At 33.7% G+C, this 14,196-nt stretch carries 13 protein-coding genes and 10 tRNA genes; 1 reads left to right on the top strand and 22 read right to left on the bottom strand.

The window, feature by feature from the left end:
• Positions 1-82: 82 nt before the first annotated feature.
• From BED47_RS07640 to queG, 12 genes are all read right to left on the bottom strand, one after another.
• On the bottom strand, positions 83-775 hold the full coding sequence (locus BED47_RS07640; protein WP_069033146.1) for an ABC transporter permease: 693 nt from the start codon (positions 773-775) through the stop codon (positions 83-85).
• On the bottom strand, positions 768-1,691 hold the full coding sequence (locus BED47_RS07635; RefSeq protein ID WP_069033145.1) for an ABC transporter ATP-binding protein: 924 nt from the start codon (positions 1,689-1,691) through the stop codon (positions 768-770). The genes BED47_RS07640 and BED47_RS07635 overlap by 8 nt, the downstream gene beginning before the upstream one ends.
• A 98-nt stretch (positions 1,692-1,789) precedes the next feature.
• The gene (locus BED47_RS07630) at positions 1,790-2,725 is read right to left on the bottom strand and encodes a sensor histidine kinase (protein ID WP_069033144.1); all 936 of its coding nucleotides are present in this window, start codon (positions 2,723-2,725) and stop codon (positions 1,790-1,792) included.
• Between the two features lies 1 nt (position 2,726).
• On the bottom strand, positions 2,727-3,440 hold the full coding sequence (locus BED47_RS07625; RefSeq protein ID WP_069033143.1) for a response regulator transcription factor: 714 nt from the start codon (positions 3,438-3,440) through the stop codon (positions 2,727-2,729).
• A gap of 494 nt (positions 3,441-3,934) precedes the next feature.
• Positions 3,935-4,060, bottom strand: a complete 126-nt coding sequence (locus tag BED47_RS24355) for a hypothetical protein (RefSeq protein WP_286162545.1) — start codon at positions 4,058-4,060, stop codon at positions 3,935-3,937.
• Positions 4,047-4,334 (bottom strand): hypothetical protein, encoded by a 288-nt coding sequence (locus tag BED47_RS07620; RefSeq protein WP_069033142.1) that lies wholly within the window; start codon positions 4,332-4,334, stop codon positions 4,047-4,049. Before BED47_RS07620 ends, BED47_RS24355 begins: the two co-directional genes overlap by 14 nt.
• A 234-nt stretch (positions 4,335-4,568) precedes the next feature.
• Positions 4,569-5,762 (bottom strand): sporulation protein YhbH, encoded by a 1,194-nt coding sequence (yhbH, locus tag BED47_RS07615; RefSeq protein ID WP_025671718.1) that lies wholly within the window; start codon positions 5,760-5,762, stop codon positions 4,569-4,571.
• 326 nt (positions 5,763-6,088) lie between these two features.
• Entirely contained in the window at positions 6,089-6,991 is a 903-nt protein-coding gene (locus BED47_RS07610) for an aldo/keto reductase (protein ID WP_069033141.1), read from the bottom strand.
• Between the two features lie 103 nt (positions 6,992-7,094).
• Positions 7,095-8,990, bottom strand: a complete 1,896-nt coding sequence (locus tag BED47_RS07605; RefSeq protein WP_069033140.1) for a PrkA family serine protein kinase — start codon at positions 8,988-8,990, stop codon at positions 7,095-7,097.
• Positions 8,991-9,424: 434 nt separating this feature from the next.
• Complete coding sequence (trmL, locus tag BED47_RS07600) at positions 9,425-9,919, bottom strand: tRNA (uridine(34)/cytosine(34)/5-carboxymethylaminomethyluridine(34)-2'-O)-methyltransferase TrmL (RefSeq protein ID WP_056467857.1); 495 nt, start codon at positions 9,917-9,919, stop codon at positions 9,425-9,427.
• A 62-nt stretch (positions 9,920-9,981) separates the two neighbouring features.
• Positions 9,982-10,896, bottom strand: a complete 915-nt coding sequence (locus BED47_RS07595) for an amidase domain-containing protein (RefSeq protein ID WP_175403469.1) — start codon at positions 10,894-10,896, stop codon at positions 9,982-9,984.
• 76 nt (positions 10,897-10,972) lie between these two features.
• Positions 10,973-12,097: a tRNA epoxyqueuosine(34) reductase QueG gene (gene queG / locus BED47_RS07590; RefSeq protein ID WP_069033138.1), complete on the bottom strand. Its 1,125-nt coding sequence runs from the start codon at positions 12,095-12,097 to the stop codon at positions 10,973-10,975.
• 513 nt (positions 12,098-12,610) lie between these two features.
• On the opposite strand from queG, the gene BED47_RS07585 reads away from it, so the two are divergent.
• A complete protein-coding gene (locus BED47_RS07585) occupies positions 12,611-12,907 on the top strand; it encodes a hypothetical protein (RefSeq protein WP_069033137.1) in 297 nt (98 codons plus the stop codon).
• A 186-nt stretch (positions 12,908-13,093) separates the two neighbouring features.
• Here BED47_RS07585 and BED47_RS07580 read toward each other — a convergent pair.
• The 10 genes from BED47_RS07580 to BED47_RS07535 all read right to left on the bottom strand — a co-directional run bounded on the left by BED47_RS07580 (position 13,094) and on the right by BED47_RS07535 (position 14,137).
• Positions 13,094-13,176 (bottom strand) — tRNA-Leu (locus tag BED47_RS07580).
• A 92-nt stretch (positions 13,177-13,268) separates the two neighbouring features.
• A tRNA-Leu gene (locus BED47_RS07575) sits at positions 13,269-13,352 on the bottom strand.
• 14 nt (positions 13,353-13,366) lie between these two features.
• Positions 13,367-13,437: transfer RNA gene (locus BED47_RS07570), tRNA-Cys, on the bottom strand.
• Positions 13,438-13,442: 5 nt separating this feature from the next.
• Positions 13,443-13,517: transfer RNA gene (locus BED47_RS07565), tRNA-Gly, on the bottom strand.
• A gap of 5 nt (positions 13,518-13,522) precedes the next feature.
• Positions 13,523-13,597 (bottom strand) — tRNA-Gln (locus BED47_RS07560).
• An 80-nt stretch (positions 13,598-13,677) separates the two neighbouring features.
• Positions 13,678-13,753, bottom strand: a tRNA-His gene (locus tag BED47_RS07555).
• A gap of 15 nt (positions 13,754-13,768) precedes the next feature.
• Positions 13,769-13,842: transfer RNA gene (locus tag BED47_RS07550), tRNA-Trp, on the bottom strand.
• A 6-nt stretch (positions 13,843-13,848) separates the two neighbouring features.
• Positions 13,849-13,933, bottom strand: a tRNA-Tyr gene (locus BED47_RS07545).
• A gap of 10 nt (positions 13,934-13,943) precedes the next feature.
• Positions 13,944-14,016, bottom strand: a tRNA-Thr gene (locus BED47_RS07540).
• Positions 14,017-14,061: 45 nt separating this feature from the next.
• Positions 14,062-14,137, bottom strand: a tRNA-Phe gene (locus BED47_RS07535).
• Positions 14,138-14,196: the final 59 nt, after the last annotated feature.

Here is a 14,196-nt window from a genome sequence, read left to right as displayed (position 1 = left end):
ACAACAATTACTATTGTAATAAAGAATTGTTTCCAACTAGTTGTAACTCCCATGCTATTATTTGAAATGTTTCATCAATGAATTAGACTAAATCTTTCTTTTCTATGTTTCGAATTGAATAGTACCCGATATACAAACCGAACAATCCTAGTGATAAAGGAACTCCTATAATTGAAAATAAGGTAAAATCCTCACTTGTTGAATTCAAAATTGTAGCGATAAGAATTGAAGATACAATGGTTGCAGGCGACGATTTACGATGCATGCCAAAGAACAGAGGAATAAGACTGATACCTGCTGTCGCAATAGCATTCATAAAAGCAGTCAATAAATGTCTTGATATATCTTCTAATTCGATCGATCCTGGAAGAATATTAAAATTCACTTCCGCTAAATTAACGAGGCCTTCTAGAAATAATGTCGAAAACAAAACGTTGACAAAAGTAAAAATAAAAACGATTGTTAACTTTGCGGAAATAATTTTTTTACGTTTAATGGGATAAGTGAATAATACATCTATTGATTTATTTCTAAATTCGTCTATTATTAATTTCACAATAAATACTGATGCAAAAATTGTAAACGTTGTCCGTACCATTGCACCTATTATGCTGGCCGCCATATCAAAACTTTCAATAGGTATTTTCTTACCATCTATCTCTGTAAAAAACATCATACTAAGAAGTGCAATAAATGCGATATTGCATATAGAAACAGCTTTCCAGTAGTGCCATAATTTAAATTTTTTTATTTCAAGATTAATAAGTTTAAGCATGGATCACGCCCCCATTGATCTTCTTTAAGAAATAATCTTCTAATGTATTATCTTTTTTATTGATTGACTCCACTAATACACCATTTAACACAAGGGCTTTAGATATCTTCCCTTGAGCCGTGTTCATGTCATAGATACGAATGGTAACATCATCGAGTATTTTAAAATTCGTTATGTACATTGATTCTTTTATGATGTATGACGCTTTTTTCACATCATCCGTTTTTAACTCTATATACTCTGTATTTTGAAGACGAATTGTCTCCATTAATACTTCCTCTACTAACTTTCCGTCCTTGATTACTCCGATGGTATCGGCAATTTGTTCGATTTCTCCAAGAATATGACTAGAGATTAATAGTGTCATTCCATAATCCTTACTTAACATTTGAAATAGATTTCGAAATTCCTTAATTCCTACAGGGTCTAAACCATTTGTTGGCTCATCTAAAATAAGGATTTCAGGCTTTGTAATAATTGCTCTAGCTAAGCCAAGCCTCTGCTTCATCCCTAAAGAGAAATCTTTGACAGCCTTTCCTTCAAAATTTTTTAGTTGTACCATGTCAAGAGCCGTGTCGATCGCACTTTTGTTGTAGTAACCCATATAATCGGAGTGTAGCTCTAAGTTTTCCCGTGCTGTTAACTTGTCATAAAAAACGGGATATTCAATTATGCTCCCCATGCGCTTCAATATTTCATAAGATTTTGGGGTTACTGTTTCGCCAGAAATAATAATTTCTCCACTCGTTGGTTTGATTAAGTTCATAATCATTTTCATAACGGTTGTTTTTCCTGCACCGTTCGGACCTAAGAAGCCATATATTTCGCCTTTTTTGACATGCATATTCACATTGGAAACGACCGTGGTACCTTTATAATTTTTAGTAAGATGATTTGTTTGAATTATATAGGTCATGTTTTTCCCTCCTTCATCTATTAATCTCATTCTATCGATGAATGTTTTCTTTTCTCTTAACCATTTCTTACAAAATTCTTAAGTTATTACAATTTCGATTAATACGTCATACGCTTCAATTCAATAGTGAAAGTGGTCTTGTGATTTGGGATGCTTTCTAATGAAATCTTTCCGCCCAGTTGTTCGACTAATCTTTTCGTTATAGTTAAACCTAATCCGCTACCTTGATAAAGTTTATTTCTTGAATCTTCCATTGTGTATAATCGTTCAAAGACTCGATCTTTACCATCTTCCAGAATGCCCTTTCCCCGATCGAAGACGTCTATATAAACCTTATCCTCTGTACTTCTTAGGTGTAACCCAATTACCTTTCCATCTGAACCATATTGAAGAGCATTAGAAATTAAATTATTTAAAATCCGCTCAACCGCTCCTTTATTTCCCCAAATAAATTTCTGTTCATTCGGAATATTAATAGATACGTCAAATTCTTTTTTTGTTAGTATCTCATAATAATCCAGAATTGTTTTTTTGCAAATCTCTCCTAATTCGATTTTGGACATTTCAAGATGAACATCATTGGATTCAAGTTTAACAAGATCAAAAAAGCGATTGATTAAATCTAAAACTTCTTCTGCTTTTAAATGAACAGTTTGTAATAAGGATTTTTCTTTTTCTTGATTAATAATTTCATCGTGTAAAATGATTTCAATATAACCTAGAATGACAGTAAGTGGCGTTTTTAAATCATGCGAGATATTCGAGAGCATTTTTCTCATTGAGCGTTCAACAGAATGAAAATTGGCCACTGTTTTCTGGTTGTGTTCTAAGAGGCGATTGATTTGAATTAATAATGATTTCATTTGAGAGTTGCTAGTGTAAAGTAGAACATTTTCATCAGTTTTTTGTTCAATGATGGATTGAAGCTTCTTTTTGACATAGGAAATTTCTTGATTCGAAACTCTTTGATGTTGAACTAAATAAATATTAAAAATTAAGGAAGCTGCTAGAAATAATACAAGAAGATAAATCATGTTAAAATTCCCCCAATTTATAGCCAATCCCCCATAAAGTCTTTAAATATTTAGGGTTTGAAGGATTATCTTCTATTTTTTCTCTGAGACGTCGAATATGCACATTAATAACATTTTCATCACCATAGTATTCTTCTTGCCAAACAAGGCTGTAAACTTGTGCTTTTGTAAATACTTGATTTGGTCTTGTAATAAAGAGTTTTAAGATATTAAACTCTTTTAACGTGAGCTTTACGTCATGACCACATTTTTTTACAGAATAATTTTTCATATCAATGATCAAATCACCTAGTTGAATAGTTTCTTCTTGGTAAGTCGGCTTAACCACTTGATTGGTTAAGTCCATATAATGTTTTTCTCTTCTAAGAATGGCTTTTACTCTAGCGACAAGTTCAATCATTGAAAAAGGCTTTGCAATGTAATCATCTGCACCGAACCCTAGACCTAACGCTTTATCAACGTCTTCTCCTTTTGCAGACATAATTAAAATTGGGATCATACTTTTGGTTCTAATAATCTTTAAGCATTCCATCCCATCAATTTTGGGAATCATAATATCAAGTAAAATTAAGTCAAAATTTTGTACTTCTACTATCTGTAATGCCTCTTCACCATCAAAGACGGTGGAAACTGCATATCCATGTTTCACCAAAGTATCCTTTATCATCTCACTAATGTAGTGATCATCTTCTACAATTAAGATTCGATTGATCATAATCCCATCCTCAACTTTTATTCTGGTTTTTCATAAAAACTATATTAATACACTAAAATACTCCCAAGATAAAAGTATCTAAGGAGTACTAGAATACAATATTTTACATGTAAATTTCTCCACTTTTTGAAATCCAGTAATTTTTATTTTTTTTGATATTTTCTACATTACACATTTTGTATGTGACTATTAAAAATAGTGGCAACCCTCTTATTGAACAAATAGTATAAAAAGACTCGACTGTTGGCTTATTAATTTTCAGGTTCAATTTTATATAAAATTTCGTTGTTTACACAATTTCTATCAAATATTTTCGTTTATAATTTTTATCGTGAGTACAGTTGGAAAACTTACATCTAATCGATAATTCCAAAAAGATCTTTGAATTCATTTTCAATGTTTTCTACAGAATCTATAATTTCTGATACTTTTTTATTAATTTTCATTCCTCAGCTCCCATTACTCATTTTATCTAATGTTCCATTTTAAATATTTTACCATAAATAACCAATTGTTTCCGAACTATTCTGCATACTAAAAGGGCTACTTAATAGCCCCTCGTCATCTTCAACTACCGCATGCGTTAGCTGAATAGCGTTTTTATCTTTATTTCTTTTCAAAAAAGAAACCTGTCCCATTTTCTTGCGATACAAACCCTTGTTTGGATGAACTTTTTTCCACCATATTTTGTTCTTCTACTGTTATAGTTGTGGTAATATCTTTTCCTTCAGCTGCATTACCTTCTCTATAATCTTGTTCCTCTCTTGTCACATGTTTGTATTGGTCTCCATTAGTCTGTGCATATACCTTTGTATGTTGGAAGTCTTTTGTAAATCCGATTGATAATGCTAAAGCACCTGCTAAACCAATGGATAATACTAATTTTCTTTTCATAAATAAACCTCCTAATATATTTTACTGGAAAATAATTACAATTTGTTTTTATAAATAGAATAACACAATTAACATAAATAACTTGTCTAATATTGTTCAATTAAACTGCCATTATGTTGAATAAGAATCCAAATTCGCTTCACAACAAAAAAACCAGAAAAACCCTCTACCGGGGCTCTTCTGGTTTCACTTGCTAATGTAAACCAACTTCATCTTAGATCAATTATCCAGCGATTATTTCGCTGCCTTCTCATACTCCTGCTTGAAAAAGCTCTTCATAGAATGGAACACATCTGACTTTTGCTTTAAAATATAATAGCGAAATTTCTCGTCATTTATGTTTTTATACGCGGACATTAGCGTACTGTGTCGATTGTATTGGTTTACTTCTCCGTATCCGAACATATTGCTCACTTTCATTAATTCTTGAACTAATTTTACGCAGCGAGCATTATCAGATGTTAAATTATCTCCATCAGAGAAGTGGAATGGATAGATATTATATCTTTCAGGAGAATATTTGTATTCAATCACTTCTAAAGCTTTTCGATAAGCAGATGAACAGATTGTTCCTCCGCTTTCTCCTTTTGTGAAGAACTCTTCTTCTGTAACTACTTTTGCTTCTGTATGGTGTGCAATAAATTCGATATCAACTGATTCATATTTTGTTCGTAAAAATCTTGTCATCCAAAAGAAGAAGCTTCGTGCCATATACTTTTCCCATAAGCCCATACTTCCGCTCGTATCCATCATTGCGAGTACGACGGCTTTAGATTCTGGTTTTCTAATTTCATTCCATGTACGGAACTTTAAGTCTTCTGGAGATATAGGATAGAATGATGGCGTGCCACTCATTGCGTTACGTTTAAACGCAGACATCATTGTACGTTTTTTATCAATGTTACCCATTAATCCAGTTTTTCTAATGTCATTAAATTCAATATTTTCTACTGTATTTAAGTCTTGTTCTTTGCGTTTTAGATCCGGTAATTCTAACTGACTAAAAAGAGCTTCCTCTAATTCCATTAGTGAAACCTCTGCCTCATAATAATCTTCGCCTGATTCCTTACCTGCTCCTTGCCCTTTGCCAGCACCTTTTTGCGGCTGGCCACCTTGTGAACCATCTCTTGCCACTACATCGCCAACTTTACTGTCTCCAGTACCCTGACCAACGTGTTTATTTTTATCGTAGTTGTATCTAATCTTATACTCATCTAGTGACCGAATTGGAATTTTTACTACATCGCGCCCGTTTGACATGATGATGCTTTCTTCTGTGATCAAATCTGCTAAATTTTTTTTAATCGCCTCTTGTACCTTCTCTTGGTGGCGCTGTTGGTCGTCGTGTCCTTTACGATGGAGGGTCCAGTCTTCCTGTGAAATGGTAAAATTATGCTTTTGTTCATGTTCATTATTTTCATTACTCATTTTCTTTCCCTCCCTTACTTGTTATGATTTATTTTAAAAATAAAAAAATCGTCACACAGTAATGCTAAATTGCATAAACTAAATCGGTAGGTGATTTTCTACCCTTTTTTATGGATTACTCTATCATATGCAGAAGGACACAATAATTGACAATGTTTCTTCTAAATTTTACACCCATTTTTTCAGAAAATTGGACGAGTCCTTAAAAATAGATATATTTATATAAAAATTCCAATAAACTTTTGCCTTTAACTATATGTAAAATTACTTAAAAAAGAACAAAAAAATAAGTGGAAAACTAGTAAAAGTTCTCCACTTATTTTTATTTAAGGTAAATTATGACCCATTCCAGCTACGTAAATTCGTAACCATTGTTCCGCTGACATTCTTAACTTTGTAGACTCAACTGCTGTTTTAACACGTTCAATTTTACCAGACCCTACGATTGGCATCATTTTAGCAGGATGAGCTAATAACCATGCATACATTACTTCGTCGATTGAATTTGCGCCAATTTCACTAGAAATCTCTTCAAGCATTGCTCGAACTCGTACAGCTGATTCAGACTGACTAGTAAAAATTTGTCCACCTGCTAATGGGGACCAGATCATTGGAGCAATATCTTTTTCAAGTAATAAATCAATCGTTCCCTTTTCAAAATGCTCTAATTGCATTGGCGAAACTTCGATTTGATTTGTTACTAAAGGCATGTTTAGATATGCTTGTAATGCATTAAATTGAGATGGTAAAAAGTTTGATACTCCAAAGTAGCGTACTTTTCCTTCCGAATGAAGTTGATTAAACGCCTCTGCAATTTCCTTTGGATTCATAAACGGATTTGGTCTATGTACTAAAAGTAAATCGATATAATCTGTTTGTAGATTTTCCAGAGAATTATTAACACTCATAAGGATATGCTCTTTACTAGTATCATAATGATTCATTTTAAGTTCAGGGAACTTTGATGACTTTAACTTTATACCACATTTTGTAACGATTTGAATTTTTTCACGAAGCTCCGGTTTTAATGCTAGAGCCTTTCCAAAAATTTCTTCACAAGTATACCCACCGTAAATATCGGCATGATCAAATGTTGTAATTCCTAAATCAATACATTCTTCTATAAAAGTGACTAATTGTTCTGATGTCATTTTCCATTCAGATAAGCGCCATAAACCGTGAATAATTTGAGAAAACTCAAGATTTTCAGCTATTTGAATTCTTTTCATTTACACTATCTCACCCTTCTTTTTAATCATTATCCTCATTATAGGATAAACGTTATTAATTACAAAAGAAAACGGCTATCTAATCGATAGCCGCTTAAACAATTTAACGGTTAAGTAATGAACCTACGTAGCGTAATAATTCGTTTGCTGATGTTGAGTTATAACCATATTCATCAACTAATCTGCTGACAACGTCATTAATTTTCTTTAATTGACGCTCGTCAGGAGTTTTTGTGGACGTCGTAATCTTCACAACATCCTTCAGATCCGAAAAAAGTTTCTTTTGGATTGCTTCTTTTAATCTTTCGTGTGAATTGTAATCAAAACGTTTACCTTTTCTTGCATATGCAGAGATTCTAATTAGTATTTCTTCACGGAATGCTTTCTTTGCATTCTCAGAGATACCAATTTGTTCTTCAATTGAACGCATCAACTTCTCATCTGGATTCATCTCTTCACCTGTTAAAGGATCACGAAGCTTATTCTTATTGCAATATGCTTCTACATTATCAAGATAATTATCCATAAGTGTTTTTGCAGACTCTTCATATGAATATACAAAAGCTTTTTGAACTTCTTGTTTTGCAATATCATCGTATTCTTTTCTTGCGATTGAGATAAAATTCATATAACGCTCACGATCTTCATTAGAAATAGATGGATGTTGATCTAAACCATCTTTTAATGAGCGTAATACATCCAGAGCATTAATTGAAGGAATCTCTTTTCGAATAATTGTAGATGAAATACGGTTAATGACATATCGTGGATCGATACCATGCATACCTTCATCTAAATATTCTTTCTTCAGCTCTTCTAAATCAACAGTGTTATAGCCTTCTACCATTTCACCATCATATAGACGCATCTTCTTAACTAAATCAATATCTCCTCGTTTTGGTTCTTTTAAACGAGTAAGAATTGTAAACATTGCTGCGACACGTAAAGTATGTGGAGCAATATGGACATTTGAAACATCACTTTCAGAGATCATTTTTTGATAAATTCTCTCTTCTTCGCTAACTCTTAAGTTATAAGGAATTGGCATTACGATTATTCGAGAATGAAGTGCTTCATTCTTCTTATTATTAATAAAGGATCTGTACTCTGTTTCATTCGTATGAGCAATGATTAACTCATCCGCAGAAATCAATGCAAAACGCCCTGCCTTAAAGTTTCCTTCCTGCGTCAGGGATAATAAGTGCCATAAAAACTTTTCATCACATTTTAACATCTCTTGGAATTCCATCATTCCACGGTTTGCTTTATTCAACTCACCATCAAACCGGTAGGCACGAGGATCTGACTCTGATCCAAATTGAGCAATTGTTGAAAAATCAATACTTCCTGTTAAATCTGCAATATCTTGAGATTTGGGATCAGACGGGCTAAAGGTACCAATACCAACTCGACGATCCTCTGATAAAAATACTCTTTCTACCATAACATCTTCTATTCTTCCACCAAACTCTTGTTCAAGCCTCATTAAATTTAAAGGTGAAAGATTTCCTTCAATTCGAACTCCATATTCTTGGAAAAAATCATCTCTTAAATGGTTAGGAATTAAATGCAATGGATCTTCATGCATTGGGCAACCCTTAATAGCATAGATTGCTCCTTGGTCAGACCTTGAATAATTTTCTAAGCCTCTCTTTAACATCGTAACTAAAGTAGATTTACCACCACTTACAGGACCCATTAACAATAAAATACGTTTTTTTACATCTAATCTCTTGGCAGCAGGATGGAAATATTCTTCCACGAGTCTCTCTAACGCTTCTTCTAATCCATATAGGTTGTTATTGAAGAAACTGTAGGTTTTTTTACCATTCACTTCTTCAATACCTGCGTCTTTAATCATATTATAAATTCTAGAATGTGCAGTTTGTGCAACCAAGGGCTCCTCTTTTAGCATTTCAAGATACTCAGCAAAAGTGCCTTCCCATTTCAATCTTTGTTCCATGTCCCGGTGCTGCTCAAGTTTCTTTAAAATATCCATGGACAAGTACCTCCTTCTTCTCATCTGTAAGAGAGATTATTAAAGGATATGCAAGGATGTCCGTACTCATGCTATATCTTTGAGTAGGAAAATATATTTTATCGAAATCCAATTCTCATAAATTTACTTTCATATTTCTATGTTTTTTCTGTATAATAAGGTTTAGGGTGTTGGGAATTTTTCAATTGGGAGGATACATACTGATGAGACTAGTATTAATTTTATTAGTAACAGCATCATTCTTAGCAGCAATTTTCACAGGCGGCTATAATGACAAACCTGGACTGAAAAACAGATAATATTTTTTAAAGGATGCTTCTAAACGCGGATCTTAATTTTATTTAGACCGTTTTAACGGAAGCATCTTTTTTATTTGTGTACTCTTTGATCGGATCTTAATTTAATAAAAAAAATCACCTAAATGGTGACTTTTATTACTTAGAATAATCCTTTACCTTTAACAATTCACGGAAATCTTGCTGACGCAAAGCTTCGTAAATTAAAATTGCAGCTGTATTTGATAAATTTAGAGATCTAATATGATCTGTCATTGGTATGCGTAAACAAGTTTCCATGTTTTTTTCAATTAACTCTTTCGGAAGTCCTGTTGTTTCTCTACCAAATACAAAGAAAATCTCTTCATCTAAATTTGTATAATCAAAGTTTGAATATGTTTTTTCCCCAAATTTAGTTATAAAGTAAAATTTTCCGTCTTTATATTTATCAAATAAATCGTCCAAAGAATCATGATAATGGATATCTACATGCTCCCAATAATCAAGACCAGCTCTTTTTAACATTTTATCATCAGTTGAAAAACCTAACGGACGGATTAAATGCAAACTTGTATCTGTTCCTGCACAAGTACGTGCAATATTTCCTGTATTTGCTGGAATTTGTGGTTGATATAATACAACGTGTATTCCCATCTTTTTCACCTCTATATTGTTTCAATGTTTTATATTATACCAAATTCGTAATTAATAAGGTATTATTCCATTGGAGGGTTAGAAAAATCATCAACGAAGTGAAAAAACTTATACTTAATATTCTCCGTAAAAGCAGAAGAATCATAGTATGACCAATATCTTTTACGGCTATTTACTGTATGTGCATTCACTAACGGTTCACCATTTTCATCCTTAGCAACAACGATTGTACAATGATTCCATACACCATCACCTTCGAAATCATATACGATAATATCCCCCAATGTAAGATCTTTTGGAGAAGGCACCTCTTCTGCTTTAATTCCAGTTTTAGGTGAAGGTAAAAATCTTCTTAATGCGTGAGCAACTCTCCAGCTATAACTACTATTAGAATGATTTTTATACCACCACCCTGTCCCTGGTTTTGGCATTCCAACCATTCGAATGCCTCCAGCCCTTAAACATTGGGATATAAAATTAGTACAATCATTTGCATACAATGGATATTCTTTATTATGGCCATCCCACCAGGTTTCAGCATATTTAACAGCATTAAATCGGTTATATCTGTTATTTCGATCTAATGATTCATTTTCACTTAAATCGTCTTCTTCGAGTTCAAAATTTTCAACTTGATTATCAATTGGGAATGGTATGTCATATAAGATTTCATTATTTTCAATCGCGATCTGTCTTTCATGTTGATCCTCTTCAAAATATAAATCAGTTTGCTTTAAAAAATATCGCGTATGGAATGTATAATTTATATACGTTACGTCCTGATCAGTCCAAATATTGTTTACATCAAGATTTCCATATACTTTCACTAAAGAAATATTACGCTTATTATATAATTCAACTTTACGCCGGATTGCCTGATATTCTTTTTCTTGAATAGGATGACTTCGATGTCCTTCACCAAAATAAAGTTGTAATCGTTCTTTTAAATAACACTCTAAAAGTTCACGATTAAACAAGATAATCCCCCTTTTCAACATATATTCTTATTCTATACGATGTTGAAAAATAAGAGATTATACCACTCAATATTGATTACCTTGACAGAACAGCATTAATTTCCTTTAATACAATCTCGTCTTGCTCTTTTTGCAAACAACTTTCAATAAATGGTGTACTATTCTTTCCCTCAATCTCAAAAATAGCCCAAATAGCTGTACCTCTAATTACTGGTCTTGCATCTTTTTTCGCTAATTCCTTTAAATCATCTAATGCCGATTCATCTTTAAAATGTGCTAAAGCAATGATGGCATTTCGCTGAATAGGATTCTTTCCTCTCCAAGACCCAGACATTTGGCCAAACTGACTTTTAAACTCTCGGTTACTTACCTTTAATACAGAGCGTAATAATGGTTTTACAGTTTCCGGATCAGGTTCCATCTCAGTATGATGAGTAAAATTAATACCTTTATTTTTAGGACAAACTGTCTGACATGTATCGCATCCATATATACGATTTCCCAGCTCTTTTCGAAATTCAACAGGAATCATCTCTTTTGATTGTGTTAAAAAAGCAATACAATTTTTAGCATTTAATTGACCTGGAGAAACAATCGCACTTGTTGGACAAACATCAATGCATTTTGTACACTCTCCACACTGTTCCTCAATAGGCGAATCTGGTTCAAAAGGCAGTGATGTAATCATTTCCCCTAAATACACATATGAACCGAATTCTGGTGTAATAATTGAACAATTTTTAGCACTCCAACCTATACCAGCTCGCTCAGCCACAGCTCGATCTACTAGCTCACCAGTATCAACCATCGACTGAACATTTGCATTTGGATAATGTAATAATATAAATGACTCAAGCTGAAGTAATTTCTTTTTTACAACTACATGGTAATCTTCCCCCCACGAAGCCCTACAAAAAATTCCTCTTGTAGATCCTTTTTTACTTTTAGGAGGATTTTTTAATTTAGATGGATACGCTAAAGCAATTGCAATAATTGAATTAGCTTCTGTCATAATTTTTCTTGCATCTACTCTTCGTTCAATATCCTTTGTTTCAAAACCCGATTGATAATTTAATTCCTGCTGCCTATATAACCGATTTTTTAATGTTAAAAATGGATCAACCGTCGTAAATCCTATCTTATCTATTCCAATTTCTTTACTATATGAAATCAATTTTTTTTGAAATTCTTTTATATTCACAAGGAATCACCTAACTGCCTGTTAATTTACAAATTATAATTACTATTCTAGTCAGAAAATTATTTCTTTATCTAATTATGTCACAAAAGTCTTTAATAATAGACTTTTTAATATAAAAAAACGCAATGTATCGTTCTTCGAATGAATCAATACACTGCGTTGTTATCAAGTTATAAGTGCTAAACTACTAATACAAATGTAATATGTATTTAGTAGGTTTTAATGAACTTGTTATTAAATTTATCATATATATGTCACAAATTCAAGAATAAAATCATTTTTTGTCGAAAGAGTTCAAGCTTGATTTATAAAACCGTCTAGAGTAGAAAATGTTTATAGAGGTAAAAAATAGCGGATCACGTGAGTAAGTAAAAGATCAATATTCAACAGTACTTTTATTCATTATCTATTAGCAGAGAATATGAAAGATTTGTAGAAATTTGAATGAAGGTATAATGTATTTTCCCATAGAATTCTTCTTTATAGGTGTTTAAATATAGGAGGAGAGTAACTATGTCAGATCCTTTAGTAAATGAAGATAAAAATCCTTTGGTCGAAAGTTTCGAAGGTGTATGTAGTTTGATTGAAGAAACAAACGACAGGATTGATTTCACACAGGATACAATTAAGGAACTTGATCGATACAATAATGAGAAATTAAAAGATGCAAAACAATTTACGATTAAAGTAGCTGCTGCAAGCCTACTAATAGCAACAACTGGTTTAGTAGTTACTTTAGCAAATAAAAGAAAACCTAAACAATTTGATTGGCTTGCGTCTAAGCAAAAACGTAAGTATGTAAAAATGTAAAATACGCACTTCTAAATGAATCATAGTCACATAAAGAAGGCAGCGACCATTGTTATAGTCGCTGCCTTTCTTTATGATGTTCCTTAAAACAATAAGAAGACAATTAGATAATGCCTAATGAAGAAGAATTAACCTACAAAAAAAGGATTCTGCATCTCTGCAAAATCCTCTTCTCTGATTACAATATAGCGGTGACAGGACTTGAACCTGCACATCCGTGAAGATACCTGATTTTGAGTCAGGCGTGTCTGCCATTCCACCACACCGCCAAAAAGTTATAAAATAATTATAATATATGAAAGACAAATTGTCCATCAAATCTGTAATTAAAAACCTCTTACAAAAGTAAGAGGTTTAATGATACCGAGGGCCGGACTCGAACCGGCACGGGGTCAACCCCCGCAGGATTTTAAGTCCTGTGTGTCTGCCATTCCACCACCCCGGCAGAAGTAAATTAAAAGGCGGTAACCGGATTTGAACCGATGATAAAGGTTTTGCAGACCTCTGCCTTACCACTTGGCTATACCGCCATATTTGGAGCGGAAGACGGGGTTCGAACCCGCGACCCCAACCTTGGCAAGGTTGTATTCTACCACTGAACTACTTCCGCATAAATGGCTGGGCTACCTGGATTCGAACCAGGGCATGACGGAATCAAAATCCGTTGCCTTACCGCTTGGCTATAGCCCATTAATTAAGAACTTTATATACTATATTCAATTTACTATAAATTATATTACTTACTTGAGTAATCGTTACAACAATTTAAATGGGGCGACCGATGGGAATCGAACCCACGAGTGTCGGAACCACAATCCGATGCGTTAACCACTTCGCCACGACCGCCATTATTGTATTATTTGGCAGGGGCAGTAGGAATCGAACCCACACCAAAGGTTTTGGAGACCTCTATTCTACCGTTAAACTATGCCCCTATAAAATGGTGGAGGGGGACGGATTCGAACCGCCGAACCCACAGGGAGCGGATTTACAGTCCGCCGCGTTTAGCCACTTCGCTACCCCTCCGGTTAAAGAGTGCCGACTAGAGGACTTGAACCCCCAACCTACTGATTACAAGTCAGTTGCTCTACCAATTGAGCTAAGTCGGCATTTTATTATCTAAATCACTTTGTTTTTTTACTATTTATTTAAGATGGTGGCTCGGGACGGAATCGAACCGCCGACACGAGGATTTTCAGTCCTCTGCTCTACCGACTGAGCTACCGAGCCATCTTAAATGGCGGTCCCGACCGGGATCGAACCGGCGATCTCCTGCGTGACAGGCAGGC

Origin of the sequence: Gottfriedia luciferensis (assembly GCF_001712755.1) — a bacterium.
GTDB classification, from domain to species: Bacteria; Bacillota; Bacilli; order Bacillales; family Bacillaceae_G; genus Gottfriedia; species Gottfriedia luciferensis_B.
Note: the sequence above shows the minus strand (reverse complement) of the source record. Positions and strands in the feature narration are given on the sequence as shown.

Coding starts and splice junctions, on each gene's coding strand:
- BED47_RS07640 (WP_069033146.1), bottom strand. CDS start 775: ATGCTTAAACTTATTAATCTTGAAATAAAAAAATTTAAATTATGGCAC.
- BED47_RS07635 (WP_069033145.1), bottom strand. CDS start 1,691: ATGACCTATATAATTCAAACAAATCATCTTACTAAAAATTATAAAGGT.
- trmL (WP_056467857.1), bottom strand. CDS start 9,919: ATGGGAATACACGTTGTATTATATCAACCACAAATTCCAGCAAATACA.
- BED47_RS07625 (WP_069033143.1), bottom strand. CDS start 3,440: ATGATCAATCGAATCTTAATTGTAGAAGATGATCACTACATTAGTGAG.
- BED47_RS07585 (WP_069033137.1), top strand. CDS start 12,611: ATGTCAGATCCTTTAGTAAATGAAGATAAAAATCCTTTGGTCGAAAGT.
- yhbH (WP_025671718.1), bottom strand. CDS start 5,762: ATGAGTAATGAAAATAATGAACATGAACAAAAGCATAATTTTACCATT.
- BED47_RS07610 (WP_069033141.1), bottom strand. CDS start 6,991: ATGAAAAGAATTCAAATAGCTGAAAATCTTGAGTTTTCTCAAATTATT.
- BED47_RS07630 (WP_069033144.1), bottom strand. CDS start 2,725: ATGATTTATCTTCTTGTATTATTTCTAGCAGCTTCCTTAATTTTTAAT.
- BED47_RS07605 (WP_069033140.1), bottom strand. CDS start 8,990: ATGGATATTTTAAAGAAACTTGAGCAGCACCGGGACATGGAACAAAGA.
- BED47_RS07620 (WP_069033142.1), bottom strand. CDS start 4,334: ATGAAAAGAAAATTAGTATTATCCATTGGTTTAGCAGGTGCTTTAGCA.